At 67.9% G+C, this 16,397-nt stretch carries 11 protein-coding genes and 2 CRISPR repeat arrays; all 11 genes read left to right on the forward strand.

All coding sequences use genetic code 11. From position 1 onward, the window contains the following. The first annotated feature begins 50 nt into the window (after positions 1-50). The 11 genes from AC0HI0_RS45935 to AC0HI0_RS45985 all read left to right on the forward strand — a co-directional run bounded on the left by AC0HI0_RS45935 (position 51) and on the right by AC0HI0_RS45985 (position 16,225). Positions 51-1,229, forward strand: coding sequence for a helix-turn-helix domain-containing protein (locus tag AC0HI0_RS45935; RefSeq protein WP_480929736.1), 1,179 nt, complete (start codon positions 51-53; stop codon positions 1,227-1,229). Continuing rightward, the gene (locus tag AC0HI0_RS45940; protein WP_480929737.1) at positions 1,226-1,756 is read left to right on the forward strand and encodes a flavoprotein; all 531 of its coding nucleotides are present in this window, start codon (positions 1,226-1,228) and stop codon (positions 1,754-1,756) included. Before AC0HI0_RS45935 ends, AC0HI0_RS45940 begins: the two co-directional genes overlap by 4 nt. Positions 1,757-1,873: 117 nt before the next feature. Continuing rightward, positions 1,874-2,761, forward strand: coding sequence for a hypothetical protein (locus AC0HI0_RS45945; RefSeq protein WP_480929738.1), 888 nt, complete (start codon positions 1,874-1,876; stop codon positions 2,759-2,761). 981 nt (positions 2,762-3,742) lie between these two features. Continuing rightward, positions 3,743-5,658: direct repeats of the CRISPR family, unit length 37 nt; unit sequence GCAGCGCTGGAAGCCCGCTTCCAGCGAGGATCGCAAC. A gap of 1,221 nt (positions 5,659-6,879) precedes the next feature. Continuing rightward, on the forward strand, positions 6,880-9,039 hold the full coding sequence (gene cas3 / locus AC0HI0_RS45950; RefSeq protein ID WP_480929739.1) for a CRISPR-associated helicase Cas3': 2,160 nt from the start codon (positions 6,880-6,882) through the stop codon (positions 9,037-9,039). After that, entirely contained in the window at positions 9,036-9,698 is a 663-nt protein-coding gene (gene cas5c / locus AC0HI0_RS45955) for a type I-C CRISPR-associated protein Cas5c (RefSeq protein ID WP_480929740.1), read from the forward strand. Before cas3 ends, cas5c begins: the two co-directional genes overlap by 4 nt. Beyond that, positions 9,698-11,485, forward strand: a complete 1,788-nt coding sequence (gene cas8c / locus AC0HI0_RS45960; RefSeq protein ID WP_480929741.1) for a type I-C CRISPR-associated protein Cas8c/Csd1 — start codon at positions 9,698-9,700, stop codon at positions 11,483-11,485. Before cas5c ends, cas8c begins: the two co-directional genes overlap by 1 nt. Further along, a complete protein-coding gene (gene cas7c, locus AC0HI0_RS45965) occupies positions 11,482-12,372 on the forward strand; it encodes a type I-C CRISPR-associated protein Cas7/Csd2 (protein WP_480929742.1) in 891 nt (296 codons plus the stop codon). The genes cas8c and cas7c overlap by 4 nt, the downstream gene beginning before the upstream one ends. 9 nt (positions 12,373-12,381) lie before the next feature. Next, the gene (cas4, locus tag AC0HI0_RS45970) at positions 12,382-13,011 is read left to right on the forward strand and encodes a CRISPR-associated protein Cas4 (protein WP_480929743.1); all 630 of its coding nucleotides are present in this window, start codon (positions 12,382-12,384) and stop codon (positions 13,009-13,011) included. Then, positions 13,004-14,020 (forward strand): type I-C CRISPR-associated endonuclease Cas1c, encoded by a 1,017-nt coding sequence (gene cas1c / locus AC0HI0_RS45975; protein ID WP_480929744.1) that lies wholly within the window; start codon positions 13,004-13,006, stop codon positions 14,018-14,020. Before cas4 ends, cas1c begins: the two co-directional genes overlap by 8 nt. Then, positions 14,020-14,310: a CRISPR-associated endonuclease Cas2 gene (gene cas2 / locus AC0HI0_RS45980; protein WP_480929745.1), complete on the forward strand. Its 291-nt coding sequence runs from the start codon at positions 14,020-14,022 to the stop codon at positions 14,308-14,310. The genes cas1c and cas2 overlap by 1 nt, the downstream gene beginning before the upstream one ends. 156 nt (positions 14,311-14,466) lie before the next feature. After that, a CRISPR array of direct repeats spans positions 14,467-15,372; the repeat unit is 37 nt; unit sequence GCAGCGCTGGGACCTGCGTCCCAGCGAGGATCGCAAC. 610 nt (positions 15,373-15,982) lie between these two features. Continuing rightward, positions 15,983-16,225, forward strand: a complete 243-nt coding sequence (locus AC0HI0_RS45985) for a hypothetical protein (protein WP_480929746.1) — start codon at positions 15,983-15,985, stop codon at positions 16,223-16,225. Positions 16,226-16,397: the final 172 nt, after the last annotated feature.

Raw genomic sequence — 16,397 nt, forward strand, 5'->3', positions numbered from 1 at the left:
TGCCCTCGTCACTGGCGGAGCCGATCATGTCCGACGAGCACGATGTGGGAATGGACGACTTTCCCACCGCCGTTCGACTGGCCGAGGAGATCAAGCGGCGACGGCAGGCCGCCGGGCTGAGCCAGCGGGAGTTGGCCGGTCTGGTCGGCTATACGCGTCAGTACACGGCGTGGGCGGAGCGTACCGACGGAAGCCTCGCGTCGGCCGAGTTGGTGATGGCCGTCGACCGGGTGCTGGAGGCGGGTGGGGCGCTCATCGCGTTGCACGACAGCGCGCGGGCGGAACGGACCCGGCGGCGCGGCCGTCAGGGCACCGAGGTTCCCGCAGGCCGATCGCGGGTAGGCAGATCCTCCTACCTGGCGGCCCTGGTCACCGATCTGCACCGGGCATACCAGGCGGCCCGGTACGAGCACGTGGGTCGCAGTCTGCCCGATATCACGGGGAAGGTGTCGGAACTCGTGGCGGACGCGCGGGGCGGCGACCTGCGTCGGGCGCTGATGCTGCGCGCGGGCGTGGCCGTGGTCGAGGCCAAACTGGCCACGAAGCGCGGGGACGGTATCGCCGCGTACGAGGCGGCGGAACGCGCGCTCGGCGCCGCCGAGGAGGCCGACGATCCCTTCGGTCGTGCGGCGGCGGGCTACCAGCTGACCTGCGCCCTGCTGAAGCTGGGCGCGGCCGAGGACGCGGAGCGGAACGCGACCGAGTCCGCCGACCGCCTTCGTGGCGACGATCCCGGCAGCCTCAGCTGGCGGGGCTCGTTGACCCTGATCACCGCCATCATCGCCGCGCGACGTGACGACCGGGTCGAGGCGCAGCGGCGGTTGGACCACGCCGAGGTGCTGGCCGGGCGGTTGGGGCGCGACGACAACATCGGGTTCAGCGCGTTCGGCCCGACCAACGTCGGGATCCACCGGATGTCGGCGGCGGTCGCCCTCGACGACCCGCGAGCGGTGGTCGCGGTCGGCGAGCGGATCGACCTGTCCGCGATGCCCGCGGGACTGAGCGGCAGGCAAGGTCAGTCGCATGTGGACAACGCGTGGGCGCGTGCCCGGCAGGCCGAGGACCCGTTGGCCGTCATCCACCTGCTGGAGGCCGAGCGCGTCGCACCCGAGTTGGTGAAGACCAGCGGTACCGCGCACGCGGTGATCCGGGTCCTGCTGGGCCGTGAACGCAGACTGGTCGTGCCGGCACTGCGCGGGCTCGCGGACCGGGCTGGGGTTCTGGCGTGAGCAGGTGGGTGTACCTGGTCGTGTCGGCCGCGCCACCGGTGCTGCACATCGAGGACGTGGTCGTGGCGCTGGCCGGTCGGGGCTGGGGCGTGTGCCTGGTCGCCACACCGACCGCCGGGATGTGGGTCGACGTCGAGGCCATCGCCCGGCGGACCGGATGCCTGGTCCGGGTCACGGCACGACCGCCGTTGCAGGAGAGGTCGCTGCCCAAGGCGGATGCCGTCCTGGCAGCCCCGCTCACCTTCAACACCATCAACAAGTGGGCAGCCGGCTTCTCCGACACCCCCGCGCTGGGCGTGCTCAACGAGCTGCTGTCCAGCGGGCTGCCCATCCTCGCCGCACCCTGCGCGAAAGCAGCGCTGCGGCAACACCCGGCCTACGACGACAGCATCGCCCGCCTGGCCCGAGCGGGCGTGACCCTGCTCGACCCCGACGCGATCACCGTCCGAGGCCAGGACGGCCTGGCCGACTTCGACTGGGTCCGACTGCTGGACCTGTTCGAGACGACCGCCGCCACACACAGGTAGGCAACCCGGCCCGTCCACCCACTTGCCTCCGTCGCCCTGCCCGCACGACAGCCATCGTCACGCTGTACTGGACAGCGGACCGGTCGACCCACGACCGCACGATCCGAGGCGGCTCCGGTGGGCGACATCGAATATCTCCTCCAGCAGGCACGCGAACTGCGGCCGACCCTGGGTGGCTTCGACGGCGACACCGTGCACCACTCCGACTTGCTCCCGGATCACGCCGCGCCGAGGTCGTGGTTCGAATCCGAACACGATCGCGTGATCGGCGCGTTGCGGGACGCGGAGACCGACGAACCCACTGAAGCCGTGGCCGACCTCATCTCACACCTGTGGCTCCTTCTCCCCGGCAACGCCGATGCCGGACTGTGCAGAACGATCCACGACGCCGCAGTCCTGCTGGCAGGAAACCTTCCCTCGTCGCCTGCGCTGGCAGTCGCGTTCCGGCGCGGCGCGACGTTCTTTCACGCGAGGAAGGACTACAGACTCGCGGTCGCGCAGGGCAGGCACGAACTGGCCGTGCACCGTGCCAGGGACGACCGCGAATCGTCGGCTGCGGCGTTGCTGTCCCTGGCGGTCACCTACCGGGCACAGGGACGTATGCACCGGGTGATCGACTGCGCCGACGAGATCCTGGAGGACCAGGTTGCCCGCGGCGACCAGATGGGGGTCGCGGTCATGCTGGAGCACCTCGGACGCCTCATGGTAGAAGTGGGCCGACAACGAACCGCGAAAACCTACTTGGAACGCGCGATGGTGTTGGGCGAAAAGCACTCCGACGCCGCACTGGTCGCCCGATGCCACGTCCACCAGGCAAGAATCCAGTGGTCCACGGGTGACGAGAACAGCGCTCGCCGTCGACTACGACTGGCACTCGGACAGTGGATTGATCTGGACCCCCACGCCGCAGTCCACGTCCGAACCCTCCTGAGAACCCCTCGTGGAGCGTCACTGCCGGACCCACTGTGGCCCGAGTTCGGCCACCCTGGGTGTGACCCCGCCTAGACCACGCCAACGCCCTTGTACCTGCGGCTCCACCGCGACCAGACTCCCGGGCTTGGGGTCCACAGTGGACAGAACTTGCGGCAACTGCTCCGACCACATTGATCGTCATGTCCTTGATGCCCCTGGACTCAATCATCTTCCGAGGAAGTGCCGGTACGGCGGTGCCCACGGCGAGGTTCTGGCCGATCGACACGTCGTGGAGGCAGGAGTCGTGGATCTCCCGGCGGGATCCGCTTTCGGATCCGGGCACGTTGTAGAGCCTCGATACCTCGCTGATCGCGGCGCGGATGGCCCGCCGTAGTCGCGTCAGCGGCCCAGGAGGCGGGGCGGGCATCTGGAGTCTTCGGGGGCGATGTGGACCGAGTCGATGGTGACCGTGAACGGTGCGAGTTCGGCGTGGAGCTTCCTCGCGGTATTCACGATGTGGTCCAGGTCGTCGCGGTCTTCTCATCGAACCCGACACCGGTACCACCCGCCGGTCGCGGCGAAGGCGTCTGTCACCGGCTCATGTCGAAAGTGCTGACCGAGGCGCACAGGCCAACTGTCGACGTCCACCCTGGCGGGGTTGACCATTGAGCCGCTCGCGGTACTCCCGTGGGCCGAGACCATGCCCACACTGCGATTTGGTCCTAGGCTGAGCTGGTTGCCGGGTGCTTGCTACGACGAAGTCGTCTACGAGTATCGCCGTCGTGGTGTAGCAGTATTGCTTGAGGTTGACGACACGGCGGCGCACGGATACCGACCGGTCCTCGTCGCGGCTGGTACGGGTACGAAATCGGCGGTCAGCGCAAGGCGCTGTGCCCGGACGCTGTGCGGTTGAACCTCCGTGGTTTCGGAACCGGCGCGGGTTGCTTCGGAACCCCAAGCGTGACAAGACACGCCGGGAGGTTCCGAAGCCCGCCCCGGCGTGTCATCCCGGGATACGGGACAATCCAACGGTTCGGTTCCGTGATAGATGTGTTGTCCCTGGTCATCCAGGGGGCAGCGCTGGAAGCCCGCTTCCAGCGAGGATCGCAACCGGGTGTTGTTTTGCCCCCTGGTCATCCCTGAGTGGGCAGCGCTGGAAGCCCGCTTCCAGCGAGGATCGCAACCCCGACGAGGCCGAGATCGCATGGCGGCTTGGCGGCAGCGCTGGAAGCCCGCTTCCAGCGAGGATCGCAACTGGTGGATCGCGGTAAGGAACAGCTTGAACACCAACGCAGCGCTGGAAGCCCGCTTCCAGCGAGGATCGCAACTCGGGGTCCACCCCGGGCAGGAACCCGCCGGGCCCGAGCAGCGCTGGAAGCCCGCTTCCAGCGAGGATCGCAACGTCGACGGCCCCAGCACCCTGTACTTGCCCCGCGCGGCAGCGCTGGAAGCCCGCTTCCAGCGAGGATCGCAACACCTCGCAGCGGGCGGCGACGGCCCACAACTGCCCCAGCAGCGCTGGAAGCCCGCTTCCAGCGAGGATCGCAACACGTACAGCTCGCCCGCGACCTGGCCGGCCATCTGCAGCGCTGGAAGCCCGCTTCCAGCGAGGATCGCAACCTGTCCGGGCCGTGGGGGGCGGGCCTCGGCATCGCCGCAGCGCTGGAAGCCCGCTTCCAGCGAGGATCGCAACTTCCGACAGGATGAGCGACGCGACGGCGCGGAACAGCAGCGCTGGAAGCCCGCTTCCAGCGAGGATCGCAACGTGCCCACCGAACTGGACCCGTTGTGCCGCATCGGGCAGCGCTGGAAGCCCGCTTCCAGCGAGGATCGCAACTTAGTGGCACGGCCACGGTGCAGGTGAACATGCGCGCAGCGCTGGAAGCCCGCTTCCAGCGAGGATCGCAACCACCACTCGACCCGCACGGCGCGGGGAACGTACTTGGCAGCGCTGGAAGCCCGCTTCCAGCGAGGATCGCAACCACCACTCGACCCGCACGGCGCGGGGAACGTACTTGGCAGCGCTGGAAGCCCGCTTCCAGCGAGGATCGCAACGACCCCGACGCCTACGCCGAGCAGTTCGACGCCGGCAGCGCTGGAAGCCCGCTTCCAGCGAGGATCGCAACCATCCCGCTCTCTGCAAGGTGGGGGACCGTTCCGCAGCGCTGGAAGCCCGCTTCCAGCGAGGATCGCAACGTCGCCGAGGAGACGGCGCGGCGGTGGCTGATCGCAGCGCTGGAAGCCCGCTTCCAGCGAGGATCGCAACGATGCCCAGCGACCAGCCGCGCCAGCCCGCGGCGGGCAGCGCTGGAAGCCCGCTTCCAGCGAGGATCGCAACGCGTCCTCCCTGTCCCGGGCCTGCCGGAGTTCCGCGCAGCGCTGGAAGCCCGCTTCCAGCGAGGATCGCAACTCGCGAACCCCGTCCGTCCCGCGCAGGCGCATCAGCGCAGCGCTGGAAGCCCGCTTCCAGCGAGGATCGCAACCCCGTGGGTGTCGGTCCGGCAGCCACTCCGTCCCGAGCAGCGATGGAAGCCCGCTTCCAGCGAGGATCGCAACGGGGCGAGTGCGCCCGTAGCGTTGCAGATGACCGTGGCAGCGCTGGAAGCCCGCTTCCAGCGAGGATCGCAACGACCTCATCGGTGACATGGACATGGACAACAACCTGCAGCGCTGGAAGCCTGCTTCCAGCGAGGATCGCAACGGGGTGCTGCTGCGGGGGAGCGACGGGTCGTAGTACGCAGCGCTGGAAGCCCGCTTCCAGCGAGGATCGCAACGAGGAGATCGAGGCGAGCGTCATCGGTGCGGAGATGCAGCGCTGGAAGCCCGCTTCCAGCGAGGATCGCAACATCGGCACCAGCTCGTGGTCGACCTGGGTCACCGGCAGCGCTGGAAGCCCGCTTCCAGCGAGGATCGCAACCCGTTGGCCGTCGTGAGGGCCACCGTGGCGCGCTGCGCAGCGCTGGAAGCCCGCTTCCAGCGAGGACCGCAACTCGTTGGCGCTGAACGGAAAGCAAAGCGGGCAGCCCGCAACCCGGCCTCCCTTTGAGGGCTCAGGTCTTGCCGTACCTGGCCAGGCAGAACCACTGCTTCACATGTAGCGGTCGAGGCATCGAAAGGTGCCCAGACGGCTGGTTGCTATGTTCTACGGGCGACCGCGGACCGGCGGGGTCGATGGCGTTATTGCGTGCACCGACCCCGCCGGAGCTAGCGGGTCAGCAGGACGATCAAGTGGATGGCGATCCCGACGGCCTGCATGACCATGCGGAAGACGGCGGCGGCCTGAGCGGAGTTGCCGCTCTGCTCAGGCCGGTGCCCCTTCTGAGGGCGCCTATGAAACCGGGCGGGTCTGCTGTTCCGCCTGGCGGGAGTGCGTTTTCTGCGAGAATCCCTCGGCAACTGATGCACCTCTCGAGTTTCGTAATAGGTGGTCGTGAGAAATTCCATCTCATGCGTACTGATGTGAGCGTCGATCAAATCCGGACTGTTGGTGCTGTCCGTCGGCGAGCGTAGCCGGTCGCTGACTGATGCTCTCATGCGGCCTCAGGTCTCTCCTCCCTCAAGACCACAGGAAACTCTAGACCCCTCGGCGAGCACAGGAAAGTGGTACCGTGGTCTACGTCGGATGATCGCATTCCGACATTGGGCGCTGGGGCGTGAGTGCCAGCGAGGATCGCAACCTGTGTTCGCCAAGGGATTCAACGTTCGTGGAGTTTGCGGCGCGCCGGTGGTTCCAGCCGGCGCGCTACTCCGTTTGGCTGCAATTCGCACTTTGTGGGCTATTGCTGGTCGCTGCCTGTCTGGGGGCTGCCTCGAAGGGGGTGGTGCCATGGTGTCGGAGTTCGTGAGCAGGTCCAGAGCGGTGCTGTCTGTTCCGGGCGGTGGCTTCGGGTTGACGGGCTGGGTGGCGCTGTAGGCCGTCTTGCCGGCGGGTCCTGGCCTCAAGCTAGCTTTGAAGGTCGCTGAGGGCTTCGGCGGTAGTCCTATTCCAGCCGGTACCGACTGTTTGACGGTGCGGTATAGGTCGTTGTTCACGAGCTTCTCGTGTCGCTGTTCGAGGTTGGTCGAACTACTGCTCCATTCGGGTGTTTCTCTCGGCGTCAGGTTCGGATGGGCGTTGTTTTGTCGGTGTGCGTCCTTACGGTCACCCTGGTCCGTCGGGGACGGCGATGTGAGGAGTGTTAGTTCGGGTGTGGGCGCACAGTCCCAGCAAGGTGACCGGTCTTTGGCATCCGCTGGTGGATCACGTCCGCTCGACGGCGGAGCTTGCCCGTGGTTTTGCGGATTCGTTCGGTGTCGGGCCTTTGGCGTGGGCTCTCGGTCTCGTGCACGACGCGGGCAAGGCCCGTTGTGCGTGGCAGGAGAAGTTGGAGGCGGTCGCTGCAACGGGCGAACGGGTGGAGATTCGGCACAAGCAGTTGGGCGCCCTGATGCTCCGGGACCGTGCGTCGGCGGCGGCAATGGCGGTGTTGGGTCACCACGGTGGTCTGACCGTGGTGAAGGATCTGCTCGGCCTGAAGTGGGAGGACGACGGGCACCGCGAAACGGCGGGCAGGTTTTTCGTCGAGGTGCCCGAAGCACGCGATCTGCTGGCGGGGCCGCCGCTGCTGCCCGAGTCGTGGCTGGATTCGCCGCTGCTGGGGGAGTTGGGTATCCGGCTGGTGTTCTCGGCTTTGGTGGACGCCGACCACCTGGACACGGCTGCTCACCACCAGGGGCTGGCGCGGCCTCATGTGTTGCGCCACACCAGCATGAAGGCGCTGGTGCGAAGGTTCGAGGAGCGTCGGGCCGTGTTTCTTGCGGGCAGGCCGCCATCGGAGATCGACCGAGTGCGGACCGCGGTCTACGACGACGCGGTGCGGCTGGCGAAGGGGGAGCCGGGTGTGTACCGGCTGCCCGCGCCGACCGGGTCCGGCAAGACGATGACGGCTGCGGGATTCGCGCTGCACCACGCCGCCGAGCACGGCATGGCGCGGGTGGTCGTGGCGGTGCCGTTCACGACGATCACCGAGCAGAACGCCGCCGTGTACCGGTCGTTGCTCGGTGAGCACGCGGTGCTGGAGCACCACTCGAACGCGGAACTGGACGATCGTCGCTTGAGGTTGGCGGCGGAGAACTGGGATTCGCCGTTCGTGGTGACGACGACGGTGCAGTTGTTCGACTCCCTGTTCGGTAACAGGCCGGCCCGGTCGCGCAAGCTGCACCGGTTGGCCAACGCGGTGGTGGTGTTGGACGAGGTGCAGTCTCTGCCGGTGTCACTGCTGGTGCCGATCTTGGAGGTGTTGCGCACCCTGTCAGAGCACTTCGGCACGACGGTGCTGCTGGCGTCGGCCACACAGCCGGGGTTCGAACACCTGGCGGTGTGGAAGGACTTGCGGGTAACACCATTGGTCGACGCGCCGATCGAGCTGTATGCCCGCCTGAAGCGGGTCCGCTACGAGTGGCGGTGCGATCCTCGGCCGACGTTGGCCGGTATCGCCGAGCAGATGGTGCAGGAACCTCAGGTGCTCGCGATCGTCAACACGGTCAAGCATGCCCAGGAGTTGTTCCGCCACGTGAGCGAACACCGGCCGGAGGCTGCCGTCGTTCACCTGTCTACCCGCATGTGCCCGGCCCACCGCGACGTGGCGCTGGGTCGTGTGCGCGAACTCCTGGGTTCCGGCGCGCCCGTGCTGGTGATCTCCACCCAGCTGGTCGAGGCGGGAGTGGATCTGGACTTCCCGGTGGTGTTCCGTGCACTGGCCCCCGCCGAATCCCTGCAACAGGCGGCAGGGCGGGCCAATCGTGAGGGGAATCTGTCACAGCCCGGGCGAGTGGTGGTGTTCGATGCCTCGGACGCGCCCGTTCCCGCGTTCTACAAGGCTGGTGTGGACAAGACCCGCGCGTACTTCGGCCCCGGCCGGGACCCGGACGACCAGGTGCAGCTCGACCGCTACTACCGGGATCTCTACGGCGGGCTCAACGTCGACGAGGACCGTCGCGGTGCGGTGATCCAGGCGAACCGCACCAAGCTGGACTTCTTGTCGGTCGCCCGAGGACCGGAACTCGACAACGGGAAACGCCTTGCCGGACTGGCATTCCGCATGATCGAGGAAGACCCGGTGGCGGTGATCATCACCACCTACGACCCTGACGTCAGGGCGGCCGAGCTGGTGGCCGAGCTGCGCGCGGGAACCGGGCACCTGGGACCGGTGTTGCGGGAACTGCGGAAGTACACGGTCCCGCTGCCCAGGCATGTGGCGAACTTGTCGGAGGTGAAGGCGTTGTGCCGCCCGGTGATCGCCGGTGAGGACGACCTGTGGGAATGGGTGGGCAAGTACGACGCGCAGGTCGGTGTGAAAGAGACAGGGACGAGAGAGGACACGGTGTGGTGAAGCTTGACCTTCCGATGTCGGCTTCGGGAGCTCCGCCGCTGGCGGTGCAGGTGTGGGGCGACGCGGCCTTGTTCACCCGCCCCGAACTGAAGGTGGAACGGGTGTCCTACCCGGTGATGACCCCCTCGGCAGCAGTAGGCGTCCTGGAATCGATCTATTGGAAGCCCCAGTTCCGGTGGCAGGTCGTCGCGATCGAAGTGCTCAACGAGGTCAAGCAGTTCACGCAACGACGCAACGAGACCACGGACCTCGCATCCCTCGCGGACGCTGCCTCGGGCTCCCGCAGGCTGGACACCGTGGCGAACCGCGTGCAGCGCAACGCGCTGTGCTTGCGCGACGTCGCCTACCGGATCCACGCCCACGCCGTACCCTTGCCTGACGCGGGCAAGCCCGAAGCCGCATTCCGCGACCAGTTCCGCCGTCGGGTCACCCGAGGCAGTTGCTTCTCCCAGCCCTATCTCGGGGTGCGGGAGTTCTCCGCGTTCTTCGGCGACCCCGACGGCACCGCCGCGCAGACGACGTGGTCGGAAAAGCTGGGGCTGATGCTGCACTCGGTCGACCACACGACCACTCCGCCGTCGTTCACCTGGTTCGAAGCCGAAATCGTCCATGGGGTCCTGCACGTGCCGGTCGACGGCATCTCGGCCGGAGCCGCCTGATGTTGGTCAAACGACTGGTCGACTACGCCTCCCGAGACCCGCAGGCCAAACCGTTCCATCGGTCGCTGAGATTCGACTGGCACCTGCGCCTGGACCAGGACGGCACGCCGTTGAGCGAGGCCCTGGAGTCGCTGGTGTACACCGATCCGCGCGGCAAACCACGCGGTGCCGAACACACCGTGCCCGTCGTGGTGCGCACTGTCGGAGTGTCTCCCAACCTCGCCGCCGACGACGTGCAGTACGTGCTGGGCTGGCCGGACACCGACAGCAATCCCGAACGGGTCGCCCGCTGCCGCGCCGCCTTCGCCGACCTGAGCCGGCGATGGGCCGACAGCCCCGAAGGCCGGGACGACCCGATCGCCCGAGCGGTCTCGCGGTTCTGCGCCTCCGGGGCCGCGGACCGGTTGCGCCGCGACCCGGAGATCCTGGCCAAGCAACGTGTCCTGATTACCGTGGACGGCACCGACGCCTACCGCGCCCCATCCGTGGTGCCGTTCTGGAACGCGGAAGTCGCCCGCCGCAAGGGCGACGGGCGATACGGCCTGTGTCTGGTGTGCGGGCAGTCCGGTCCACTGCTGGACACCGTGCCGGGCAAGGTGCCGGCCCGGCTCGTGCCGGGAGCGTCGAACGACGCTGCTCTGGTCAGTCTCAACGAACGGGTATTCGGCTACGACCTGAGCGTCCAGTTGGCCTGCTCGCCGATCTGCATCACCTGCGGCGAGGGCCTGTCGGCGGGGCTGTCCCGGCTGCTGGAGTCCGAGGACACCGCGTCCTACGGCGGCCAGGACAGTCGCATGGCCTGGTGGACCACGGAACCGGTCGAGGTCAACGCCATGAGGCTGATCATCGACGCGGAACCCGAGAAGGTCCGCGCACTGTTCACCTCCGTGCGCAAGGGCCGCTCCTCCGACGACGAGCCGATCGACACGGCCCGGTTCTGCGCACTGACTGTCGGCGGCAACGTGGCTCGCGTCATGATCCGCGACTGGCTCGACATGCCGTTGTCCACAGTGGAGAAGAACGTCCAGAAGTGGTTCACCGAAAGCAAGGTCGTGACCCTGCACACGGAAGAACCGGAGCACCATTCCCTCACCAGGCTGGTGCGGGTAACCGGCCGGTGGCTCACGGCGGAGAACCGCTACGCCCCGATCGGAGCAAAAGGCGCGGACCGCCCGGACGGGGTCCAGCGCGACCTGCTCCGCGCCGCACTGCGCGGGACCCTCCTGCCGCCGTCGCTGTTGCTGCACCTGCTGCACCGCATCCGCACCGACGGTCGCCTCGACACACCCCGTGCCGCGTTGCTGCGACTCGCGCTGACGCGCACGCCCTCGATCACGGAGAAACCGATGGCCGGACTCGACCACGACAACACCGACCCGGCCTACGTCGCCGGACGGATCTTCGCCGCGCTGGACGCCCTCCAGTACGACGCCATGCAGGGCAAGGTGAACACCACGTTCGCCAACCGCCACTTCGCCGGGGCCATCGCCAACCCCCGGGCCGCGCTGATCGCGGGAGGCAAGATGGCCGACGCCTGGCTGCGCAAGTTCCGTGGCAACCGCGTCGGCGTAGGCGTCAACCACAGCCGTGAACTGACCGAATTGCACAACCTGCTGGGATCCGACGGCGTGCCCGCACGCACCAACCCCCGGCAGCAGTCGCTGTTTCTGCTCGGCTACCACCACCAGCGCGCACACCGCTTCAAAGTCCTGCGCGAACGCGCCGACGCACGAGGCACGAGCAACCCCGACGACCCGACCACCCCGAACCAGGAGAACGACCAGTGACCGCTCCGCACCTCGACCCCGCCGTCCGTCACGACATGGTGTTCTTGTTCGACGTCGTCGACGGCAACCCCAACGGCGACCCGGATGCCGGCAACCGCCCGCGCACCGACGACGAGAGCGGCCAAGGTCTGGTGACCGACGTCGCGCTGAAGCGCAAGATCCGGGACACCCTGACCCTCGCCGCCGCGGACGATCCGCGCTACGGGATCTTCGTGCAGGCCGGATACGCCCTCAACCCCCGCCTGGAAGCCTCCTACGAGGCCACGGGACTCAAACTCGGCGGCAAGATCACCAAGGAACAGGCCGCGCAGGCCCGCGCATGGTTGTGCGACAAGTACGCCGACATCCGCCTCTTCGGCGCGGTGCTGTCAGTGGGCAAGACCGGGGCATTGGGGCAGATCCGAGGACCGCTGCAAGTGGGCATGGCGCGCAGCATCGACGCGGTCTACCCGGCTGACCACGCCATCACCCGGGTCACCCAGACCAAGCAGGAGGACATCGACAAGGGCCAGTCCACGGAGATGGGGGGCAAGTGGACCGTCCCCTACGGCCTGTACAAGGTCGAGCTGTACTACTCGGCCAGCCGCGGAACCGACACCGGCGTCGACTCCAGGGACTTCGAACTCCTCTACCGATGCCTCGAGATGATGTTCGACCACGACCGCTCCGCGACCCGCGGCACCCTCACCCCGCGCGGCCTGTACGTGTTCAGCCACCCTGACGCATTCGGCGCGGCACCGGCCCACAAGCTGACCGAACGTGTCACGGTCGTGCGCGCCGAAGGCAGTGCGACCGACGACCCGCCCCGTGGGTTCGGCGACTACGTCGTCTCGGTCTCCGAGGACGGACTCCCCAACGGCGTCACCCTCACCAAACTGATCGGTTAGGCACCGAACGTGCACGACTCACCGGGGGAGGTGCTGCGCAGCATCCCGATCTCCGCGCTGGAGCACCACGCATACTGCCCGAGGCAGGCCGCGCTCATCCATGTCGACGGCTACTTCGAGTCCAACGTCGACACCGTGCGCGGAGACCTCGCCCACGCCGTGGTAGACCGGTCCGGCCCCCGCTCCGACCGGACAGGCGGACGCGTGTGGCACTCGCTGCCCGTCTGGAGCGACACCCTGGGCCTGCACGGGATCTGCGACACCGTCAGCCTCACCGCGGAAGGCCCGACACCGATCGAGCACAAATCCGGCACCTACCGCCCGGGCGGGCCCGCCGACCTCCAGGTCGCCGCCCAGGTGCTGTGCCTGCGCGAGATGTTCGCCGCCCCGGTCCCCCACGGCATCGTCTTCTCCGGACGGGACCGGCGCAGGCACGAGATCCCCGTCGACGACACCCTGCGCGACCGCGTCGTCGACACCACCCGCGCCGTCCGCGCCCTGCTCGACGACGCGACGCTGCCACCGCCGGTCAACGACAACAGGTGCCGCCGCTGCTCACTGCGCCCCGGCTGCCTTCCCGGTACCCCCGCGACCACGGACCTCTTCCGCCCCAGACCGCTCGGAGACTGGGATGTCTGAACTACTCCGCACTCTCTACGTCACCACCCCGGGCACCAGCCTCCACCTCGACGGCGACGCCCTGCGCGTCGCACACCCGGACAAGCCCGGCAGGCACCTGCTTCCCCTCGTGCGACTGGACCACATCGTCGCCTGGAACGGCGTCGCTCTCACCGACGACCTCGTCCACCGGTGTGCCGCCGACGGACGCTCGGTCACCTGGGTCACCCGCAACGGCCGATTCCTCGCCCGCGCCAGCGGACCCCAGAACGGCAACCCCTTCCTCCGCCTCGCCCAGGTCCGCACCCACGACGACACCGACCGACGACTCGACCTCGCCAAGACGTTCGTCGCCGGCAAACTCCACAACTACCGCCAACTACTCCTGCGCGCCGCCCGCGACCTCACCGGAACACGCCAGGACCGCCTGCGCGACATCGCCGCCAACCACGCCCACGCCCTCGAACAACTCCCCGCCGCCACCACCCTGTCCCAGACGCTCGGAATCGAGGGCCGCGCCGCCCGCGACTACTTCCAGGCCCTCGACACCCTCGCCCCCGGCGTTGTCGCCGGACGCACCCGCAGACCCGCCACCGACCCGGTCAACTGCCTGCTCTCGTTCGGATACGGGATGCTGCGCGTCGCGGTCCAGGGAGCCCTCGAACAGGTCGGCCTCGACCCCTACATCGGCTACCTCCACGGCGTCCGCGCCGGCAAACCGTCCCTCGCCCTCGACCTCATGGAGGAGATGCGGCCCCTGCTCGTCGACCGCCTGGTCCTCACCCTCCTCAACCGCAAACAGATCCTCGACCGACACACCGAGACCGTGCCCGGCGGAGCCGTCCAACTTACCGACGACGGCCGCAAGACCTTCCTCGAACACTGGAGCACCGCCCGCGAACGCCCCTGGCCCCACACCGCCCTCGGCCGCGACGTCCCCGCCGCCCTCATCCCCTTGGTTCAGGCCCGACTCCTCGCCCGCCACCTCCGCGGAACCACCGACACCTACATCCCCTGGACCGTGGCCTGATGGAACTCCTCGTCACCTACGACGTCGACACCACCACACCCGAAGGAGAACGCCGCCTGCGACAGGTGGCCAAGATTTGCGAAGGCGTCGGACACCGAGTCCAGAAATCCGTTTTCGAGATCACCTGCACCCCGGCCCAGCGACTCCAACTCGAAGCACGCCTCCAGTCGACCATCGACACCGGACTCGACTCCGTCCGCATCTACCACCTCGACCGAGGTACCTTCCACACCGCCCGACACCTCGGCGCCGCGGTCGACATCCCCCACACCGGCGCGTGGATCATCTGACCCAAGCCCGACACCGCAGTCATCCCTGCTTCGGAACCACAAGCGTGATACGACACGCCGAGAGGTTCCCAAGCAAGCGTGGGCGTGTCGTCCCACACCACGGGACAACCTCCGACCAGACCAAACCCACGATGACGTTCTCCCTGCTTATCCAGGGCAGCGCTGGGACCTGCGTCCCAGCGAGGATCGCAACTCGGGAGCCGCCACCGGCAGGCCGCAGCGCAGGTACGCAGCGCTGGGACCTGCGTCCCAGCGAGGATCGCAACCGACCCGTCCTCGGCGGCCTCATCAACGAGTACGAGCAGCGCTGGGACCTGCGTCCCAGCGAGGATCGCAACGCGTTGTAGCCAGCGAGACGGCCGGTGCCGGTGAACTGGCAGCGCTGGGACCTGCGTCCCAGCGAGGATCGCAACGTACTTGATGCTCTTGAGGTTGCGGAGGGAGATGGCAGCGCTGGGACCTGCGTCCCAGCGAGGATCGCAACGTACTTGATGCTCTTGAGGTTGCGGAGGGAGATGGCAGCGCTGGGACCTGCGTCCCAGCGAGGATCGCAACGTACTTGATGCTCTTGAGGTTGCGGAGGGAGATGGCAGCGCTGGGACCTGCGTCCCAGCGAGGATCGCAACTGCCATCATTAGGGCCATGCGTGAAACGTTTGGCAAGCAGCGCTGGGACCTGCGTCCCAGCGAGGATCGCAACCGGCAACGCTCCACGTCGGCGGGCGCGGGCTCGGGTGCAGCGCTGGGACCTGCGTCCCAGCGAGGATCGCAACCCCGCACCCACAGGAAGGACATCATGTACAGCCTCGCAGCGCTGGGACCTGCGTCCCAGCGAGGATCGCAACCTCTTCACGGCGGCGGGCGGGCGACCGTTGTACGCGCAGCGCTGGGACCTGCGTCCCAGCGGGGATCGCAACTGCCGCCGCCGTGCACGCGCCCCGTCGCCTCAGCTCGCAGCGCTGGGACCTGCGTCCCAGCGAGGATCGCAACACCACCGGTGTCCGTCTGCCCGATGGTTGGCGCGAGGCAGCGCTGGGACCTGCGTCCCAGCGAGGATCGCAGCGAGAGAAGGGAGCGGCGCTACTCTTGGATGCACCCAGGGCGCTGCACTGGGTGCTGGTATCCAGAGGGTCAGCGTCGCAAGTGGGTTGCGGCTCCATCACCCGCGAGGGTGGATTTTCCGATCCCGTTGTGGATCTTCGAGTTGTGTCCGCCATGACATCCCGTGTGACGCGAAAGAGTGTCGGCGCAACGCGGGCGAGACCAGCTGGAAACCCACCCCGGACGAGACCGTCCTCCCGGTCGCGAAGTTCCCGCCCGGCCTCTGCCTGCGAAACTTCAAAGGATGGTGCCCGGTACATCGTGGTCGGCAGCGACTTCGAGGCCGCGCTGCTCTCCGACGAGAAGCTGAACCTCGCGCAGTACATCGGTGACTCCACCGCCGAGAGCGCGCTGCGCATGGCGAGTCTGGGCCAGAAGTCCGGCTTCGACTTCGTGGTCGACCAGACCATCAGCGCGGCCGACGCCTACGCCTTCGTCGACCAGGCGTTCATCCTGGCGACCGTAGCGCCGAGCGTGTCGCAGTCCGTCCCGTACAGCGCGACTATCTCCTTCGAGGGCCTCGCGCTGCGCTGGATCCGTGACTACGACTCCGAGTTCATGCGGACCGCTCGGTGGTCAACTGCTACGCGGGCGTGCGGAACGTCACGGATGTCCTCGTCGGCTGGGACGAGACGAACAAGAAGGAGATCGTCTCCACGGGCGAGCACTTCGTGCGCGGCATCAAGTTGACGCTCGACGGCGCGTCGAACTACCCGCCGGGCGGACCCGAGCCGGCGCAGATCACCGGTATCAGCGACGTCAGCGTCTGGACCCCGACCGGCCGCAAGTCGGAGACCGACCCGGCCAACGCCTGATCCTCTGAGCACGAGCGCACGCCCACCCCTGCCTGGCGTGCCGCCTGCTCGCGTGTGCAAGGAGGCACGAATCTGGAGTCCTTCGCCACGCTGGACCAGCTCAAGGCTCGCCTGGACTGGACCCTCGACGACGACGAGCAACGCCTCGGCGCTGCCGCCCTGGACGACCTGT

Source organism: Saccharothrix sp. NBAS 001 (genome assembly GCF_056640475.1).